The following is a 19,192-nucleotide window of genomic DNA, read 5'->3' as shown; positions in this document are numbered from 1 at the left end:
GTAGAAATCATGTTGCTCAGATGTTCAGAGGACTTTAAGGGGGATGTGTTATCATGAGAACTATAGGTAATATCCTTTGGTTTATATTTGGAGGATTGCTGGGTGGACTGGCATGGGTTTTTGCAGGATGCATATGGTGTATTACAATTATTGGAATTCCGGTAGGCCTGCAATGCTTTAAATTTGCAACTTTGGCATTCTGGCCGTTTGGAAAAGAAATCGTGTATGGAAATGGTATGTTTTCATTCTTGGTAAATCTCATATGGATTGTATTTTTTGGTTGGGAAATGGCGCTTGGAAATCTGATAATTGGTTGTATATGGTGTATTACGATAGTTGGAATTCCGTTTGGAAAGCAGTTTTTCAAGATGGCAAGACTTTCTTTCATGCCATTTGGTGCCAGTGTGATAGGGTAGAATACAAAAATTTAAGGCGTCAGTGGAGTATTCCACTGGCGTTTTTATTTAATTCACTGGCGAAGACGATGAAGTAATGAAAAATAGTGAAAAAACAATTCGCAAAACGATATAATATATGGATGAAATGGAATATGTGATTAAGGTTACAAGAAGAGATTTATCGAATCATCTGCACTATGCCGAAATCGGCATAGTGCAGATGACTGTATTATCATGGTCAGAAGTGAAATGTCTGCGAATAGAGTTATGAGAAATATCTCACGATTCATCGAAGAAAAGCTAGGGCTCAAGGTCAACATGACTAAGAGTAAAGTAGACAGACCAAGCGGACTTAAATACCTTGGATTTGGGTTCTACTTTGATTCAAGAGCACATCAGTTTAAGGCAAAACCACATGCAAAATCAGTAGCGAAGTTTAAGAAGAGAATGAAAGAACTCACATGCCGTAGTTGGGGTGTTAGCAACAGCTATAAAGTGGAGAAGCTTAATCAGCTCATAAGAGGTTGGATTAACTACTTCAAGATAGGCAGTATGAAAACACTATGCAAGGAATTAGATTCAAGAATCCGTTATCGGTTTCGCATGTGCATTTGGAAACAATGGAAAACACCACAGAATCGAGAGAAGAACCTTGAAAAACTTGGAATAGACAGAAACACAGCTAGACGAGTTGCATACACAGGTAAAAGAATAGCTTATGTATGTAACAAAGGCGCAGTAAATGTTGCTATAAGTAACAAAAGATTAGCCTCATTTGGACTAATCTCAATGTTAGATTACTACACCGAAAAGTATGTTACTTGTTAAGTTGATTGAACCGCCGTATACGGAACCGTACGTACGGTGGTGTGAGAGGTCGGAATTTCTCATTTAAGAGAAATTCCTCCTACTCGATTGCGGCAAGTATTCAAGAAGTCATTAAGTTGCGAGTATAGTCGAAGTGGGTATAAAATATGTGGTAAATACATTTGATGATTACTCAACATAAAACATAATTTTCGTTATATATTCGTTTTCATCGCTCGTAGAAAGATAGTCGTTAATTGCAAATTCATATGAGTCTGAAATAATATTCAACTGATTCTTTTGACAGTATTGCAAAATGCGTTCATAAGTTTTACCAATGGAAGGATAATCTCCCGTGTGATAAGTAAACACACACATTCCTTTGGGGAGTTCCAGAACACCTTCAATATTATCCGACTTTTCGATAGGGAGAAAAGCAAAAGAAGCTTCCGTATATCTTTTCTGTAAAATATGTTCATAGGGCATAATTGCACCACTTTGAAAGAAAATTGGAAGTTGCTCTTTGAATGAACGAACAAAACATTCCTTGGTGGCGATACTGACCATTTCCAAAGTATAAGGTTTAGCAACCTCTTGCAGTAAAATGTATTGAGGGTTTACTTCTTCCACAGAAATAACATCACTGCAATCACGAATGGAGGCGGAATGTTCCAACTGTAAGCAACGATGTTCGACACGAGTTTTAATCATTTGCAGTTCATTAATTTGACGATTGATGATAGTAAGTTGTTTTCGAAGAGCGATAATGGAATTATCAACCGTAAAATTCTTCAGATGTACTTTAATTTCATCGAGAGAAAAGCCGATTTTTTTCATTATGCAAATCGTATCTAAATAGTCGAGTTGACTGGAACTGTAATAACGATAGCCATTGTTAGAATCCGTATATGCAGGACAAAAAAGACCGATTTTATCATAAAAAATCAGAGTTTGACGAGATATATTTTGAAGTTTGGACATTTCACCAATGGAAAACAAATTTTTCATACAACCCCCCTTGACCTTATAGTTACTATACAGTTTATAATTATAACATAGGAATATGAACATATCAAGGAGGATACTCAAATTGAAACACTGTATGACATCCATTTGCAAAAAATTTATGGATGGATTGACTTTTAAGAAAATACTGCTGATATTGCTCGGAGCAATGATTTGTACCTTTGGTATTTACAACATTCATCAGCGAACAAACATAACAGAAGGTGGGGTCATTGGGTTAATGCTTCTCGTTGAACATTGGCTAAAAATTTCTCCAGCCTACATTACACCTATCTTGGATATAACTTGTTATTTGCTCGCATTTAAATTTTTGGGTGGAAGCTTTGTAAAAATATCAATTATTTCAACTATGTTTGTTTCTGGTTTTTATAAAATATGGGAGTTGTTTCCGCCAATGCTTCCTGATTTATCTGTACATCCTTTGGTTGCCTCTGTATTAGGCGGTATTTTTGTTGGTGTAGGTGTTGGTCTAATTGTTCGACAGGGGGGCTCCAGTGGTGGAGATGATGCACTGGCGTTAACAATTTCTCATATTTCGCACTGGAAGTTATCTCGTTCCTATTTGTTTACGGATGTTGTAGTTCTACTTTTATCACTTACCTACATTCCAGTAATGCGTATTGTATTTTCATTGATTACAGTTACCATCTCGTCTTATCTGATTGATTGGATAAAGGAATATGAAAGAGTCAATAGCGTTAAGTAATAGCAGCAATTCTAATATTTGTTGATTTGCTAATGTATAACGAAGCAATAACTTGGAATAAAATAGTCGGCCATTATAATACGCCTTATCGGACTTGCTTTTACCAATCTAAAAAATAAGAAAATTCAGTTTAGCACTATCACAAAACAAAATATATCTGACAGAAAGCACTGTAGAAATACGGTGTTTTTTGTTACCCAAAACCCACAATTCAATACATAACCACAGGTTAGTACAAATGCCTTGTGTGATTTTTTGAAAGGCTTAGAAAGGGATAGTTACCCCGATTTTTGCCCCGAGAAATGACACAAACAAGGCTTAATGTATCTTCCCTGTGGTTTTTATATTTTCGGCAGGAAAGGAGGATTGATTGCTATGCCGAGAATGAGCAAGAAGCGGAAACAAGAGTGGGCATTGTTTCTGAATGACCGAAACCGCATTACCTACAACGAGCTTTGCAGAAAATGCAGGAATGACTGTAAGCAAAGTTTCCGCTGTATTGTTGTGCATTGCCCAAAATATTTATCGAAAAGGAGACCGAAGAAAAATGAAAATGATTGAAAATGAAATGACTGTCAGCGTACCTCTTGAAATTGTCAAAGCAAGTGAAATTGAGCCGAAAGAAGTGAAATGGCTGTGGTATCCGTACATTCCGTTCGGCAAGGTTACGCTGTTGCAGGGCGATCCCGGCGATGGAAAAAGCAAGTTAATGCTTTTCATTGCCGCCCTGCTCTCTAAGGGCGAACCTCTGCCTTTTACAGAAACGGGAGAAAACAAGCCTATGACTATCATCTATCAGACAACGGAAGATGACGCAGACGATACAGTAGTACCTCGATTTAATTCTGCTGGTGGCAACGGAGAAAACCTTATCTTCATCAAGGAAGATGAAAAGTCCTTATCTTTTGGGGACAACCGTATCCGTGAAGCGATTGAGATGTACCACGCAAAACTTTTAATCCTTGACCCGATGAGTTTCTATATCGGAGAAAGTTGCTCGATGAACAATGCTAACGAAACACGAGCCGAGTTTAATCATCTGATAGCGGTTGCGAAAGATACGGGCTGTGCGATTGTGATTATCGCTCATATGAATAAGATGAGGGATCCATTCTTTTGCATAGCAGGTATTTAACAATTCCTTGAAAGTATAGTAGTTTTTGTAAGGTGCAGCCGATCCATGAAATTCAAGCCTGTCATTTTCCCAGAGCTGCTTAAGTGCAGCCATATATTTTCCACGAAATATTTTGGAGATCACCTTAATCGGAAGAAAAAACTCTTTCCCGTTGTCTTTCCAATGATTTTCACATCCAGCCCTCCACCAAGAACAATCGCATGGATATGAGGATGAAACTTCATGGTACTTCCCCATGTATGGAGAATACAGATATAGCCGATATCAGTCCCAAGATATTTACAATCAGCAGCAAGTTCACTGAGAGTATCTGAAGCCGCATGATAAAGAGCAGTGTATAAGAATTTCTGATTGCTGTAGATAATCAGATACAGTAACTCTTCCGGATGTGGATACAGTTTATGCAACTGTGGATGATGAGGATAATTAGGCAGAGACGCCGGTTACAGAAGAAGAAAAGCCGGAAAAATCTTCAAATCTGGGATCGTATCTGCTGATCGGTCTGATTGCTGCAGGTGCCGGTGCAGGAGCCTGGTATATGAAGATTTATAAGCCGAAGCACGAATTTGATGACGGAGATGAGTATGAAGAGCCTGAAGACGACGACAATGAAACCTACGAAAAGGATACCGATACAGGCGAAGATAACGAACCGGAATCTATATAAATATCAGAAAAAAAAGATGAGAAACAGAACTGCCGCATAGATTCAAAAAAAGAATTTCTATGGGGTAGGGGAAGTGCGCTTTCTTTGCGCATGATTTCAGTCATTTATACACAACAGGTACAAAAAGGGAGATGCGAAAAAACTCAATCGAGTTTTTTCACATCCCCCTTTTTTCTTTCAAAATAAAACCTCCAATCAAATTTTTCCTGTTTGTGTGTACTATTTCTCAATAAAACCTTCACCCAGAACTTCATTTGTCTCTGTTACCATTATAAATGCTCCCGGATCTATTTCATGTGCCGCAGATGTAATTAAATGAAACTGTGATTTCGAACAGGCGCAAAGCAACACATCCTTTTTCGCCTGTGTATAGCTTCCAATCGCTTTTACAATTGTAGATCCTCTTCCTGTAATCCGGCTGATATGGTCTGCAAGTGCCTGACCTTGATCTGTGATAATGATCAACAAACGCCCAGCTCCAATTCCATACAATATTTTATCCAATACTACTGATGCAGCAAAAGATGAGATCAAACCATAGAGAACTGCATCTCCACTTCCCCAGACTGGCCATCCCAAAAGTATAACCAGAAAATCCGTTCCCATTGTAACCATCCCCAGAGAAAAATGTGGATGAGTAACTTTTATGGTCATTGTCAGAAAATCCATTCCACCAGAACTGCTTCCTCTCATATAAAAAAAGGCCATACCAGTTCCCAGACAGATTCCGGAATATAACGCAGCCATCAAGGGGCTTCCTGCATAAGCCGGCGTAAACGGAAATATAATATCAACCATAAAGTTCGTAATAAAAATGGTACAGGCTGTTTTTATGAGAAACTGTTTTCCTACAAACCTATATCCAATTATAACCAAAGGAATATTTAAAATCAATGTTGTAGCACCAATCGGTAAGTGCCATAAATAATTTATAATAAGTGCCAGACCTGAAATGCCTCCCGGGGAAAAGTCAGCCATTTTTGCAAAGGTATAAATTCCCATAGCAAAAAAAATCCCCCCGATAATATCACATAGCAAGTCTATGAATACTGTTTTCAAGCTCCATTCTGTTTTTGTATACATATTTTCCCCTTCTACAAAATCAGTCAAATTACTTTACAGACAACAAAAGCTGTTGCCTTTTGCAACAGCCTTTGCCAATCCCATTATATTACTGAGCATTTTCTGCAAGATAATCCTGCATTGCCTGCTGAAGCTCTTTATCTGCTTCTTCAGGAGTGATAGACTCCCCGAACAATTCCTGGCAGGTTGACTGATGGACTTCAGAAACTGCAGGTGGAAGATACTGATCATACCACAGCTGAATAGAAGATGCATCCAATGCAGCATTTAAGTTCTCTACGCTGATCTCATCGGTAATAAGGTCTGCTACATTTGTAACTGGCGGCAAATATCCTGCATCAACAGAATACTGAACATTTTCATCTGTGTAGAAGCAGCTTACAAGTTCAACAGCGGCTTTCAGTTTATCGCCGGTACAATTAAAGGTAGCAAAACAGTCACCTACTGTTCCAATCTGAATAGAAGCATCCGCATCACTGCCGTCCACTGCCGGGAATGGGAACCAGCCGATCTTCTGATAGAATTCTTCACTGTCTGCTTTAAATGTAGAGGTCTGCCATGTTCCCTGTAACGTCATAGCTGCAGTTTCCTGATACATCAACTGTTTATCCTGTCCATCATCAAAACTGAGACTGTTGACCCCTTCCGGGAAATAGCCTTTTTCTACCCAGTCAATAATTTTTTCTCCTGCATATTTGAAACATTCATCTTCAAAGGAACCGGTTCCTGCATAAGCATCCTGGAAAGGTTTCAGGCCCGCATAGCGTGTAGCTAGTCCCATAAAAAACATAGAACCTGTCCATTTTGACTGATTTGCCAGTGCAAATGGTGTAATTCCAGCTTCTACCAGCTTGTCACAGTCTGCTTCCAATTCAGAAATAGTTGTAGGTTTTTCCGTAATTCCCACTTGCTCAAATAAATCTTTGTTATAGTAAAAGCCCTCAATTGCAATGTTCAATACCGGCAAAGCATAGATTTCATCATTTACGCTTCCCTGTGCCAGACCGGATGCCATTACTTTAGAATCAAGCCCCATTTCTTTTACCAGGTCTGTAACCGGCTGCGCAAACCCTGCATTTATATACTCTGTAAGAGGTCCACCAGTCCAGTTTGTGTACACATCCGGACATTCACCTGAAGACATCGCAATTGTAAGTTTCTCCTTGTAATTATCTGTAGGATAATTAACCAGTTCTGCAGTATAGCCACTTGTGGTAGTCTCATTAAATGTATCAACTGCTCTTTGCAGAATCGTTGCATCTGGCTCATTCGTTCCAATGCTCCAGAATGTAATAACCTTGTCATCATCAGCTGCTGCCACATTCATAGGCATGCCGGCAAATACAGAAGTCACCATCACTGCACTTGTAATTAAAGAAACAACCTTTTTTCTCATGAAATATCCTCCTTCATTATAATAAATGCATTAAGTTTATATTATTCTGATATAACTGATAAAACTGTTCTTTTCTCACTGAATAAATTTCTGAGACAGCGGAATCCGGTAGAAATTCTCTACCTATCTTGATCAGATTTTTTAACTGAGAAAAATCCGCAACTGCTCCCACCCCAATGGCTGCAATCAAAGCATCCCCATAAGATGCACCAATGGAGTATTTCGGCACTTGCACAGGGTATCCGGTTACATCAGCAATAATCTGAAGCCATGTATCATTTTTCGCACCACCGCCAGTACAGATCAATGTATCAAGAGGCTGATGATGTTCTTTTAATAAAGCAATAAACTGATCTATGGAATATGCAACAGCTTCCAATGCAGCACGATAAATATGATCTCTTGTATGGTTCATCAACAAGCCAAAAATTACCCCTTTTGCATAGGGATCATTAATAGGAACCCGCTCCCCTGCAAAATAGGGAAGAACAAGTACCCCATCACTTCCCGGAGCAATCCCAGCACCTTTTTCAGCTAAAACCTTATAGGCATTTTCTCCACCTGCTTTTTCAGCCTGTACCAAATCTGGATACATAGTATCGCGGATCCACTTTGTGAGATTTCCTGCCGTATTTGTTCCTCCATCTACAGAATACTTTCCGGGAACAAGATAAGGAGAACTGCTCAGCATTGGAATATGAACCATTTTATCTGTACAATAAATCATAAATGTCGTAGATCCCAATTGTATCATGAAATCCCCCGTTGAAACAACGCCTGAGCTGATTGCTTCTGCGCCGGAGTCATCGGTTCCTGTTACAACTGGTACTCCTGTCGGAATTCCTGTAGCTATAGAAGCCTTATCTGTAATATAGCCTACAATATCTGTCGTCTTCGCAGGTCTGGCAAGCTGATCCGGTCTACATACAAATCTTGTTTCTTCCTCTGATCGTATTTCCCCGTTTTTTTTATAAAGTGGTTCAAAACATGAAATCAGGAAATAATCGATCACATACTCATCTGTAAGTTTTGCTGTGAGAAAAGAAGATGCAGTTAAAAAATGGGCTGCCTTCTTCCATATTTCAGGCTCATTTTTCTTTAACCACAGAATTTTGGGAACACAATCTGAAGACACGAAAGACCTATGCATATTTCTTTCCAGATATTCCTTTCCATAATGTCTCTCCAGATCAGAGACCACTTCCATTCCCCTGGAGTCAATACCATACAAAATTGCTTTTCTTAGTGGTATACAATCTCTGTCAACAGGAACCACATCACATCCAAGGGCACTGATTCCCACACCGGCAATCTTTTTCGGATCCTGTACTGCATTCGCTATGATTTGTTGACTAAGCTTACATACATCTCCCCACCAGACAGTCTCTGCATCCTGTTCAAAATATCCAGGTCTTGGATTTTCAAATTCATGTTCCACTGTAATACTGTACAAAACAGTCCCGGATTCATCAATCAGTGTTCCCTTTGAACTGTTTGTTCCAACATCAAACCCTAAAAAGTATTTCATATATAACACCCACTTCAAATGTTTGTTTTTTTAAGTTGTACAAATTATAACAGTATAATATGTCCTATATACATAGAATAAAGCGTCATAAAAATATATTTTTGCACACAAAGCATCTTTCTTTTCTTCTTATCATTTGTAAAATTGCACTACAAATATAAAAAAATGTCATACTTTTTATACATGATTGACATTTTGCTCTTATCCAACTATAGTAAAGCCAGTTGAGGTGACTGCTATGAAAAAAATAACCCAAAAACAAATTGCAGGAATGAATCTAATCTACTCAAGAAGTACTTTACAGGATTTTTTAAATTCCATGAATCATCTGGGAATTGAAAATATAGAGTTGTGGTCACAGCTCCAGTTTTTCTGTGAATATTATAAAAGTACTTCCAATACAACTGAATTAAAAAATGAATTAAAAAGTCGTAATTTGAAACTTGTCAGTTTTATCCCGGAACAATGTACTTGGCCATATAATATCGCATCCTCTGATAAAAAGATCCGAAAGGAAAGCTGCGAATATTATATCCGGAATATTGATACTGCCTACCGTCTGGGAAGCAAACGTGTTCTGCTTACTCCTGGATGGTACGAATGGGACAAAAACAGAGAAGATGGATTTCAGTATTCCGTAGAATCCCTCCGGCAGTTGATTCCCTATTTCAAAGAAACCGGAATCATTCCGGTATTGGAGATTCTTCAGCCGGGAGAGAGTAATCTCATGTATAATCTTACTACAACACTGCAATATGCCAAATGTTTTAACGCAGATGAACTAAGCTTTTGTATTGATACCGTCCCGGTTGTGTTGGCAAATGAAACGCTGAATGATTATTTTCTTGCTTTGTCTGATAGGATCCGACACCTGCATCTAATTGATGGGACTCCCACCGGTCATCTGGTTCTTGGTGACGGTACCCACAATATAAAAGAACACCTCCAGGCCATGGAGCAAAACAATTATCAGGAATATATAACTCTGGAATTTGGTTCTTCTCTTTATTACAAAGATCCGGAATTTCATATGAGAAGAGGTCTGGAATATTTAACACAATTACTGAAAGAGGATCAGGAATAATTATGAAAGAAAAAAATGAGCTTATACTTTCTACCGGCAGTGTTTGGAAAATATCCTCTGACACCTGGCTAAACTGGTTGATTGAGAGTAAACAGTCAAAAATTGATTTTTATGGGTGCAGCCCTTTCTATTCACCCTTTACTTACCAGACGGATAATGAGTATCGAATCACTATACTGGAAAAATGGAAACAAATTTTCAAACAGAAAAACATCGAAATTTTTTCATACACTCCGGAAATGCGAAATTATCCTCTGAACCTGGCAGATACAAACGAAGAAATCCGATGTGGTTCCGTGAGCTATTGCTCAAATGCCATAGTAGATGCAGCTATATTGGATGCACAATTTGTCCGCATACGCACAGGATATTCTTATCTTCATCAAAATCCTGACCTGGCATTCTCACAGTTGTGCCGTTCTATGGAAAGCATTCTGCCGCTGGCACAGAAGCATAACATTACACTTTTAACCGGACCTGACGATTATGATGTTACAAATATCATTTTCAACTGTAAATCGGTCATAAAACTTACAGAAAAATTTCCCGAAAACAATCTTTCCATAATACTTCCCGCACATATTATCGGGGAAAACGCAGAACCTTCTAACTGGTATATCAACACACTTGGAAAACGAATTGCAGCATTGGAGCTTAGCGCAGACTATTCCAATTTAATAAGCGAACTGCAAAAAATTGAGTCTGACCCAAAGCTCTCTTCACAGTTGCCCATCATTCTTGAGCTTTCTGGTGCTAACAACATAGACACCCATCTGGAATCTGTCAAAAAAGGCATTTTCACAGCTGGCACTTATAACAATTTCCCTTTGCAGAATATGGAGGTGAACACAGACTTATGAGCAAATCTCAAAACATAACATTATCCAGAAGAAAAGCGAAAATGGATTTTAAAGTCTCACTTATTTTCGTAATACCTGCCACCTTTTTTATGGCTCTTTACATTTTCTATCCCATCATTGATTCCATTTACATCAGCTTTACCAAATGGAACGGAATTACTGCCGGAAAACAATTTATTGGCATTTCCAACTGGAAAACTCTTTTGGCAGATGATAAATTCTGGAAAGCATTTATCAACAACATAAAAATCATGATTATGTCTCTTGCGATCCAGATGCCTTTTGCGCTGTTATTAGCAACCATCCTGAGTATCATCGGTAAAAAAGGAAAACTGTTTAAAACCATGTGGTTTGTCCCAAATCTTATGTCATCCGTTGCTGTAGGATTTTTATTCAAATATGCCTTCTCAACTACAGACGGTATCTTTACTACAATCTCCATGGCTTTAGGTCACGGTAGAGTAGATCTTCTGGGCAATTCCACTTGGGCGCTTCCCACTGTTGTTCTGGTAATATGCTGGCAGTATATTCCTTTCTATATGGTATATTACATGGCTTCTTATTCTGGCATTTCCGGCGAATTATATGAAGCAGCTGTAATTGACGGTGCAAATAAGCCCGATTATTTTTTCAGAATCGCATTACCGTTATTGAAGCCTTCCATTCGAAATGCTTGTATTTTATCCATGGTGGGCTCTCTGAAATATTTTGATCTGATCTATGTTATGACCAATGGAGGTCCAGGCAATGCAACAGAACTGATGGCTACATATATGTATAAACTATCCTTTAAACAATTCAACCTCTCCTATGGTTCTACTGTTGCTGTAGGAATGCTCATTGTCATTACCTTGTTTGCATCTGTTGTTATGAAAGTATTCAGAGGAAAGGAGACCGACTAAAATGAAGCGATTCAAAAATCTCAGTTTAAAAAGTAAGATTTCCTGGATTCTGGTATGTGTTTTTATTGCCATATGGGTAATCATTACCGTTTATCCCTTTATTTTCATGGTATTAAACTCCTTTAAAGGTCAGTTTGAGATTCTGGCAAATGGTGTCTTTTCCCTGCCCCAGTCCTTCAATCTCGACAACTTTAAAGAGGTATTCAATAATGGAATCCTCCATTACTTTTTTAACAGTATTCTTGTATGTGCAGTTTCTTTGATAATTACTCTGCTGGTTGCAGCACTTGCTGCCTACCCTATTGCAAGACTACATTCCAAAATTGGAAAAGTTTTCCTTCTTCTGGTACTGGCATGTATGTCCATTCCAGAACATATTACTTTAATTCCTATTTTCAAATTTTCTACCAGTGCAGGATTATACGATTCCCTCCTGGCATTGATCGGTCCAGATATTGCTTTCGCCCTTCCAATTTCTATTTTCATTCTTGTAGGATTTATGGAAGAGCTTCCAAAGGAACTGGAAGAAGCCGGTGAAATTGACGGATGCAGCAGAGCCGGTAATTTTTTTCACATTGTTCTCCCTTTAACTCGTCCGGGAATGGCAACTCTGGCAATCTATAACGGAGTTGGAATCTGGAATGAATTTATTTTTTCCTATACGTTGACACAGAACAAAATGAATCGTACACTACCCTTAGCAATATGGGATTTTCAAGGAGCCCACAGTATGAATGCCCCAATGATCATGGCTGTACTTACTATTACCACCATTCCTATGTTAATCCTTTTTGCAGTATTTCAGGAAAAACTTATGGACAGCATGACAATCGGTGCTGTAAAAGGCTAAGGAGAGACAAAATATGAAGAAATGGTTCAGTTGGATAATAAAACGATACACCCAGTTGAAACTGGATAAAAAAATAGCACTGCTTTATACAGCACTGATCTTGATCGTATCTGTAACTCTGACCATTTCCATTACTCACACAGCTGGTGATATCATACTACGGGACAGGAAAGATCTAGTCCAGCAAAATGTAAATGTAGCAAAGGAATCTGTAGAAACAGAACTAAACACCATATTGAATACGGGACTTGGTATCGTTGTCAGCAATGCTGTCCAGAATTTTTATACATCTTCTGCAACAAGTATCTCTGATATGGAAAATATAAGAATGTTGATCCAGATGGCAATGGATGGAAATTCCAAAATTGAACTGATCACTTTATTTGATGATTCTGACAAGTCTGATTTCTTTAGCAAATCCTCCACAGCTCGCCACAAAGCAACGGAAGAAATCAAAGAGCATTATGAAGATGCCGCAGAAACAGATTATTACAACACAAGAATTTACTACTCCAATACCATTTCCACCAGCCGTAGCAACAGTCTTACTATATATTTTCCGGTTTACAGCACCGAGCGCTTAAATCAGAAATACGGAACTCTTGCTATCAGCTTTCGTTTTGAAATGCCACATATTTCTGCTCAGAAAGATGAATTAAATTATAAGCTTAATCTGATTGATGAAAAAGGAAGCTATTTCATCGCTGATACGGATATCATCGGAAAACCTGCTACTTTTCTCAACAATATGGAAAAAGGCAACAACACCTATGTTTGCGATAACATCATGTATATTGTAAGTCCGCTGGAAAAATGGAACCTGTCCATGTCAGGCCAGGTAAACATTGATGATGTGAACCGCACCTATGCACACCTCATTATAACAGCAGTCATTATTGTTGCAATTCTTCTGGCACTTGCCCTGTATATCGGCCAGCAGCTTTTTGGAGCCTTATATGCTCCCATGTATGACCTGTTAAACGTAATGGATCAAATTGACAGCAATAATTTGAATTACAGACTGCCAATAGCCCCAAATGCTGGTGCGGATCAGATCAAATTGCGTGAAGTGTTTAATAATATGATGTCCCGCCTCCAGGAAGCTTTGGAAACCATCCAAAACAAACAGACAATTATTGAAAAGTTGAAATTTGAAGCCTTGCAGTCACAGATACAGCCACACTTTTTGTACAACACCCTGGAAAGTATCCACTGGCAGGCTCTCGCTACCGGAAATAAAGAGTTGTCTACCATGGTTAAAGCCATGGCAAATTTCTATCGGATTGTATTAAGCAATGGCCAAGACATCATTCCACTTCAAAAGGAGCTGGAACATGTAGAAAATTATATCACCATCCAAAATCTCCGCTATGACAATATTATCGAATATGATATAGAAATCCCGGATAATCTGAGAAAATACAAGCTGCCAAAAATTACTTTACAGCCTCTTGTAGAAAACGCCATCTATCATGGGATCCGCATCAAAGAAGGCTGTCACGGACATATAAAAATATTCAGCAGCCAGACAGAAGAAAAAATTGAAATCATTGTTGCCAATGATGGAGTAGATCCTTCTAATGAAGTCATTGAACGAATCAAGGCACTTCTACTCTCTCAGGATATTTCAGAGGGATATGGAATTAACAATGTAAACAAACGACTTCAGATAGAGTTTGGCAGTTCTTATGGACTACGCTATGAGATTTCTGATTCTGAAGAAAAAAATCTACTGGCAATCATTACTTTGCCACCAATAAAGGACTGAAAAGAAAGACATGAAAAAAGTAATAATTGTAGATGATGAAAAAATGATACGTGTTGGGATACAGCGCTCCATTTCATGGGAGGCCATTGGCATTGACCAGGTTTTTCTGGCCGCAGACGCCAGTCAGGCTCTGGAACTGATCCATAAGGAACACCCGGAAATTATGATCACCGATATTAACATGCCTGATATTACCGGGCTTGAACTGATTAAACAAGCCCGTTCCTTTGTACCAGACCTGCGCATCATTGTCCTTACCGGATATGACAATTTTGAATATGTAAGAGACAGTCTCAGGCTAGCCGTCAACGATTTCTTTCTGAAACCGGTAGACGAAGATTCCCTTGTAAATGCTATTCAGAAACAGATCCTGGAACTGGAAAATGATAGAAAAAAAGAGCAGGAGTTGCTGAAACAAACTACAAATACATACAAGCACGCACTGGTTAGCATCCGAAAACTTCTGAAAAGTAACACAATCAATTCTATTGATGCACTTCCAGCTGCTTTTCAGAAGAATCAGCCTCGAAACATAATCCTTCTTGTTCCTTCCATCCAGCAAAGGCGGGAGGATACCACGCTACAGGAATACGAAATTCTTGATATATGCAACAGTTTCCTGAATTTTTCCTATGGAGAACTTGCTCTTTGGGATGAAGACCACAATATTGTTCTTTTCCTCAACCATATTTCAAACGGAGAAGAATTTACCAGAAAATTGCGTCAGATAAAAAGTGTACTGGCCTCAGAAACAGGCATTAATATTCAGATCATCAAAGGAAAAACATTCTACAGTTTATGCGATTGTACAGAGTCCTATCATGATGCAAAAGAACTGTATTTATACTGTAATACTGATCGGGAAAAAACAGTTTCCAAAAGCAGTTCCCGTTCCAGACAGAAAGAACTCTGGAATCTGTTTCTCTCAGAACTTACTGCTGAAATTTCTTCAAAGCCCTTAGAACTGAAAGATGCCCTCAATCTGTATACTCAATTTGAACAAAAAGCCAAAAAACAGAAACTCCCCAGTGAAGTTATGGAGTACAGCAGTTTTCAGTTAGCATCTGCATTTTATTACAGTAAAAAAACGCACTTTTCTTCCAGTATTCCTTCTAACAGTTACTTGGAAAATTTTGCAGGAATGATCCAAAGCAGTGCCCCGGAGGATATCTATCTTCTCCTGAAAAAATATATCAGTAACCTCTATCAGGAAAATGAAGAAAAAGTTCCGGATTTTATCACAAAGGCGAAACTTATTATAGCAGAATCTCTTACCGAGGATATTTCTGTAAACAGTATTGCCTCACAGTTGTTCATCTCCCCCGGATATCTGTCTCGCGTATTTAAGGCCAGTACCGGAGAAAGCTGTAACAGTTACATCGTCCGGAAACGTCTGGAAAAAGCAAAAGACCTGCTTATACAAACCGATATTCAAAGTGGAAAGATTGCCAGCATGATAGGATACAAGGATTCCAATTATTTTTCCCTTGCATTTAAAAAGAATACTGGCTACTCTCCTCAGCAATATCGACAAAAATATACCATTTTTCATAACCAGGACACCTCCTGTAACAATTTTGCAGGAAAGAATATATCAAAAATAAAAGGAGAAAAACTATGAAGTGGACAGAAGAAATTTTCGGAACAAAAAAAGCAGTGATTGGATTAGTTCATTTACAGCCCATGCCAGGTGATCCAAAATACGATGAGGAAGGCGGTATGGAAAAGGTAATCCGCATGGGACTGGAAGATGTAGAAGCATTACAGGACGGAGGCGTAGATGGACTTCTTTTTACCAATGAATTCAGCCTTCCTTACCTTGGAGAAATGGACCCTGCGACTTTTGCAGCCATGGCATATGTTCTTGGCGCTTTAAAGCCATATGTTAAAGTACCTTTTGGACTGGACTACATTTCTGACAATTACGCAAGTGTAGCTTTAGCCAAAGCTTCCGGCGCAGTCTTTACAAGAGGCGTTTTCCACGGAGCATGGGCAACCCCTGAAGGTGTTGCTTCTACCAGAGTTGGCAATATTAACCGTATGATGCACAATTTGCGAATGGATGATTTCAAATTAGTTTATTATCTTGTTCCGGAATCCGGTGCCGATCTTGCAGGAAGAGATCCTCTTGATGTTTTAAAATCCATCTACTTTCTTAATCAGCCAGATGGCCTGGCTATTGCCGGATATGTTGCCGGTCAGAAACCTGATGTTAATGTCCTGAAAAAATGTCGCGAAACATATCCGGACTCTGTAATGTTCGCTTCTACAGGCGTAAATATCAACAATGTGAAAGAGTATCTTGATATTGCAGACGGTGCTTTTGTAGGAACCTCATTTAAGAAAGACGGTGTTTTCTGGAATCAAATTGATAAAGACCGTGTAAAAGCTTTTATGGATAAAGTCAACGCATTCAGATAAACAAAGGAGAACCCGAAGTATGAAGTATTATGTTTCTGCAAGTTCCCCCATAAGCGGTGATGGATCTGTTGATTCCCCATTTCAGAAAATTCAGGAAGCTGCCCTGATTGCAAAACCAGGGGATGAAGTTCTTGTACTTCCAGGTATCTATAGAGAATCTGTCGATCCGCTCTTTGGCGGAACCTCCGAAGCGCCTATTGTATATCGCTCTCTGAAACCGCTTAAAGCCGTTATCACAGGTGCTGAACGCTTTGATTCCTGGATCCTCTACGAAAAAAATGTATGGAAACTGGAAATTCCAAATACCAGATTTGGTTCGTACAATCCGTACACTACTATAGTTGCCGGAGACTGGATCTGGCCACAGAAAAATATACATACCGGAGAAGTATATCTAAATGGAACTTCCATGTATGAAGTGTTATCACTTAATGAAGTACTTCATCCTGTGGCAAACCCTAAAGCATGGGATCCCAGTTTTAGCCTTTACACCTGGTATACCTGCCAGACCAATGAATCTACTGTAATCTACGCAAATTTCCACGATGCTGATCCCAACACGGAAAACGTAGAACTAAATGTACGACAGCACTGTTTCTATCCAGAAGAAACCGGAAAAAACTATATTACGCTTAGCGGATTTACAGTATGCAAGGCCGCAACCAAATGGGCTCCTCCTACTGCATTGCAAGATGGAATGATTGGTCCCCACTGGGCCAAAGGATGGATCATAGAAGATTGCGATATCTCCAATTCTAAATGTAGCGGAATCTCCCTTGGAAAATATTTACAGCCCAACAATGAAAACAAATGGACTACCAGATATACGAAAGACGGAACCCAAAATGAACGTGATTCTATCTGTCAGGCGCGTAATGAAGGCTGGACAAAAGAAAATATCGGTTCTCATATTATCAGAAGATGCCATATCCATGACTGTGGTCAGACCGGAATCGTAGGACATCTGGGCGGTGTATTTTCCATTATTGAAGATAATCACATTCACCATATCAATACTAAGCAGGATTTATCCGGTGATGAAATTGGCGGAATCAAAATGCATGCCGCGATTGATGTGATTATCCGCAGAAACCATATTCACCACTGCACCAGGGGAATATGGCTTGACTGGCAGATTCAGGGAACCCGTGTAACCCAGAATCTTTTCCACCACAATACCCCTCCAGTGGGAACTGAAATGACCAATGAGCTTTCTCTTGGAGAGGATCTGTTCCTGGAAGTGGCACATGGGCCATCCCTCATTGATAACAACATTCTGTTATCTCTTTGTTCAGCACGAATCAGCACACAGGGAGTAGCTTTTGTCCACAATTTAATTGGAGGATCTTTCACCTATGTTGGAAATGGTGTAGATAATGGCGGAAAGAAATTTCCCTCCGAGCGTTATACCCCATACCATGTCCCACACAGTACAGATATTGCCGGTTTTATGACAATTCTGCATGGTGATATGCGATTTTATAACAATATTTTCATCCAGCAGAAAGTCAATCCTTTCTATGAGACATATGCAAAAGAATATCTGAAAGATTTTCAAACGGACAAAATGCACTTTATCAGTGGTACTCTGCCCTATGAGGCATATCCTCTGACTGACGAATATTTTTCCAAATTTACAGCAAAAACCTGTATTGATTATTGGGGGAATGATCGGTACTACGACCATCTGCCGGTATCCTATGGAGGAAATATCTATTTTAATGGAGCCAGACCTTGTTCCAGAGAAACTGATGCTATTGTCAATACTTCTGATCAGGTTTGGATCGATCTGCAGGAAAAGAATGGCAAATATATTCTTTCCAGTAATCTGTGTGATTTTATAAAGGATTCCCAAACTGCAATGATTCACACAGATACTCTGGGGGAAGCATTTGAACCGGAACAGAAATTTGAAAATCCAGATGGTTCCCCTATCACCTTTGATAAAGATTATTTTGGAAAAACAAGGAGCAGCCATCCTGCTTATGGTCCATTTGAAGAACTTCGGGAGCATTACGAACTCTTTTAAACACACTCTGTTAAAAATACTGTCGTACGCTATCGTTCCTTCCTGACAGTATATTAGACCAACTATATCTTAATGATTTATCTACTTCCCGGATTTTGATTACATTCCGTACCTCAAAATCCGGGAAGTTTTTCACCACCACACCTCCACACCTTCCCCTTCCATCCATATCTTCGGCAGATGCGGCAATTCCCCGCTGTCATACCTTGCATAATACAGATCACGCAAAGTCACAGCCTGGGCCGGGTTTCCGGATGGATTATTTTCCATCAGTCCCGGCAGGTATTCTCCAAGTGTCGCATCCTGAGCACTGCGCCAGGATACAAGCTCTTTGGCATTTTGAGTCTGGAAAATGCAGACATTTTCTCCTACAAAGGGTTCCTATGCCAAATAATCCAACACCTGTGTCCAGTAATTTTTTTCACATGCTCCTTTTTATTAGGTAGTGTAAAATAGTTTGTGTTTTTGGTAAAAAATAACTCCTTTTTGGTAAGAATTCAGATATGACAATTCTTATCGAAAAGGAGTATTT

Annotated in this window: 17 protein-coding genes and 3 pseudogenes; 14 read left to right on the top strand and 6 right to left on the bottom strand. The window is 39.1% G+C overall.

The features are described from left to right. Positions 1-53 precede the first annotated feature (53 nt). Positions 54-416, top strand: a complete 363-nt coding sequence (locus ACTNDS_RS11835) for a YccF domain-containing protein (protein ID WP_441035924.1) — start codon at positions 54-56, stop codon at positions 414-416. 198 nt (positions 417-614) lie between these two features. Continuing rightward, positions 615-1,226 (top strand): annotated as a pseudogene (locus tag ACTNDS_RS11830) (group II intron maturase-specific domain-containing protein); the annotation flags it as partial. Positions 1,227-1,394: 168 nt separating this feature from the next. On the opposite strand, the gene ACTNDS_RS11825 reads toward ACTNDS_RS11830, so the two are convergent. Next, positions 1,395-2,213, bottom strand: a complete 819-nt coding sequence (locus tag ACTNDS_RS11825) for a MerR family transcriptional regulator (RefSeq protein WP_441035923.1) — start codon at positions 2,211-2,213, stop codon at positions 1,395-1,397. A gap of 82 nt (positions 2,214-2,295) precedes the next feature. On the opposite strand from ACTNDS_RS11825, the gene ACTNDS_RS11820 reads away from it, so the two are divergent. The 3 genes from ACTNDS_RS11820 (at position 2,296) to ACTNDS_RS11810 (ending at position 4,072) form a co-directional block, all read left to right on the top strand. Then, positions 2,296-2,937: a YitT family protein gene (locus tag ACTNDS_RS11820; RefSeq protein ID WP_441035921.1), complete on the top strand. Its 642-nt coding sequence runs from the start codon at positions 2,296-2,298 to the stop codon at positions 2,935-2,937. Between the two features lie 375 nt (positions 2,938-3,312). Then, positions 3,313-3,498 (top strand): hypothetical protein, encoded by a 186-nt coding sequence (locus ACTNDS_RS11815; protein WP_441035919.1) that lies wholly within the window; start codon positions 3,313-3,315, stop codon positions 3,496-3,498. Then, on the top strand, positions 3,410-4,072 hold the full coding sequence (locus ACTNDS_RS11810) for an AAA family ATPase (RefSeq protein ID WP_441035917.1): 663 nt from the start codon (positions 3,410-3,412) through the stop codon (positions 4,070-4,072). The genes ACTNDS_RS11815 and ACTNDS_RS11810 overlap by 89 nt, the downstream gene beginning before the upstream one ends. Here the strand turns inward: ACTNDS_RS11810 and ACTNDS_RS11805 are convergent. After that, positions 4,037-4,458 (bottom strand): annotated as a pseudogene (locus ACTNDS_RS11805) (IS91 family transposase); the annotation flags it as partial. The gene ACTNDS_RS11810 and the pseudogene ACTNDS_RS11805 overlap by 36 nt on opposite strands. A 62-nt stretch (positions 4,459-4,520) precedes the next feature. Between ACTNDS_RS11805 and ACTNDS_RS11800 the strand changes: the two are divergent. Beyond that, positions 4,521-4,739, top strand: a pseudogene (locus ACTNDS_RS11800) (CD1107 family mobile element protein); the annotation flags it as partial. Between the two features lie 219 nt (positions 4,740-4,958). On the opposite strand, the gene ACTNDS_RS11795 reads toward ACTNDS_RS11800, so the two are convergent. From ACTNDS_RS11795 to ACTNDS_RS11785, 3 genes are all read right to left on the bottom strand, one after another. Then, positions 4,959-5,822, bottom strand: coding sequence for a YitT family protein (locus ACTNDS_RS11795; RefSeq protein WP_441035916.1), 864 nt, complete (start codon positions 5,820-5,822; stop codon positions 4,959-4,961). Between the two features lie 88 nt (positions 5,823-5,910). Further along, positions 5,911-7,218, bottom strand: coding sequence for an extracellular solute-binding protein (locus ACTNDS_RS11790; protein WP_441035914.1), 1,308 nt, complete (start codon positions 7,216-7,218; stop codon positions 5,911-5,913). 16 nt (positions 7,219-7,234) lie between these two features. After that, a complete protein-coding gene (locus ACTNDS_RS11785) occupies positions 7,235-8,746 on the bottom strand; it encodes an FGGY-family carbohydrate kinase (RefSeq protein WP_441035912.1) in 1,512 nt (503 codons plus the stop codon). Between the two features lie 238 nt (positions 8,747-8,984). On the opposite strand from ACTNDS_RS11785, the gene ACTNDS_RS11780 reads away from it, so the two are divergent. Genes ACTNDS_RS11780 through ACTNDS_RS11745 form a run of 8 tightly spaced genes read left to right on the top strand, consistent with a single transcriptional unit; the run spans position 8,985 to position 18,660 of the window. After that, positions 8,985-9,830, top strand: a complete 846-nt coding sequence (locus ACTNDS_RS11780) for a sugar phosphate isomerase/epimerase family protein (RefSeq protein ID WP_441035910.1) — start codon at positions 8,985-8,987, stop codon at positions 9,828-9,830. 2 nt (positions 9,831-9,832) lie between these two features. After that, complete coding sequence (locus ACTNDS_RS11775; RefSeq protein ID WP_156354728.1) at positions 9,833-10,690, top strand: TIM barrel protein; 858 nt, start codon at positions 9,833-9,835, stop codon at positions 10,688-10,690. Positions 10,691-10,731: 41 nt separating this feature from the next. Next, positions 10,732-11,592, top strand: coding sequence for a carbohydrate ABC transporter permease (locus tag ACTNDS_RS11770; RefSeq protein WP_441035907.1), 861 nt, complete (start codon positions 10,732-10,734; stop codon positions 11,590-11,592). 1 nt (position 11,593) lies between these two features. Further along, entirely contained in the window at positions 11,594-12,442 is an 849-nt protein-coding gene (locus ACTNDS_RS11765) for a carbohydrate ABC transporter permease (protein ID WP_441035905.1), read from the top strand. A 13-nt stretch (positions 12,443-12,455) separates the two neighbouring features. Continuing rightward, positions 12,456-14,210 carry a sensor histidine kinase gene (locus ACTNDS_RS11760; protein ID WP_441035903.1) on the top strand — a complete coding sequence of 585 codons (1,755 nt, stop codon included), beginning with the start codon at positions 12,456-12,458 and terminating at the stop codon, positions 14,208-14,210. A 10-nt stretch (positions 14,211-14,220) separates the two neighbouring features. After that, positions 14,221-15,831 (top strand): response regulator transcription factor, encoded by a 1,611-nt coding sequence (locus tag ACTNDS_RS11755; RefSeq protein ID WP_441035902.1) that lies wholly within the window; start codon positions 14,221-14,223, stop codon positions 15,829-15,831. Continuing rightward, positions 15,828-16,631 (top strand): BtpA/SgcQ family protein, encoded by an 804-nt coding sequence (locus tag ACTNDS_RS11750; protein ID WP_441035900.1) that lies wholly within the window; start codon positions 15,828-15,830, stop codon positions 16,629-16,631. Before ACTNDS_RS11755 ends, ACTNDS_RS11750 begins: the two co-directional genes overlap by 4 nt. Positions 16,632-16,650: 19 nt before the next feature. After that, the gene (locus ACTNDS_RS11745) at positions 16,651-18,660 is read left to right on the top strand and encodes a right-handed parallel beta-helix repeat-containing protein (RefSeq protein WP_441035898.1); all 2,010 of its coding nucleotides are present in this window, start codon (positions 16,651-16,653) and stop codon (positions 18,658-18,660) included. Between the two features lie 132 nt (positions 18,661-18,792). Here the strand turns inward: ACTNDS_RS11745 and ACTNDS_RS11740 are convergent, their stop codons facing one another. Next, on the bottom strand, positions 18,793-18,930 hold the full coding sequence (locus ACTNDS_RS11740) for a hypothetical protein (protein WP_441035896.1): 138 nt from the start codon (positions 18,928-18,930) through the stop codon (positions 18,793-18,795). Between the last annotated feature and the right edge of the window lie 262 nt (positions 18,931-19,192).

This window comes from Blautia sp. HCP3S3_C12 (assembly GCF_052064155.1).
Lineage (GTDB): Bacteria > Bacillota > Clostridia > Lachnospirales > Lachnospiraceae > Blautia_A.
Note: the sequence above shows the minus strand (reverse complement) of the source record. Positions and strands in the feature narration are given on the sequence as shown.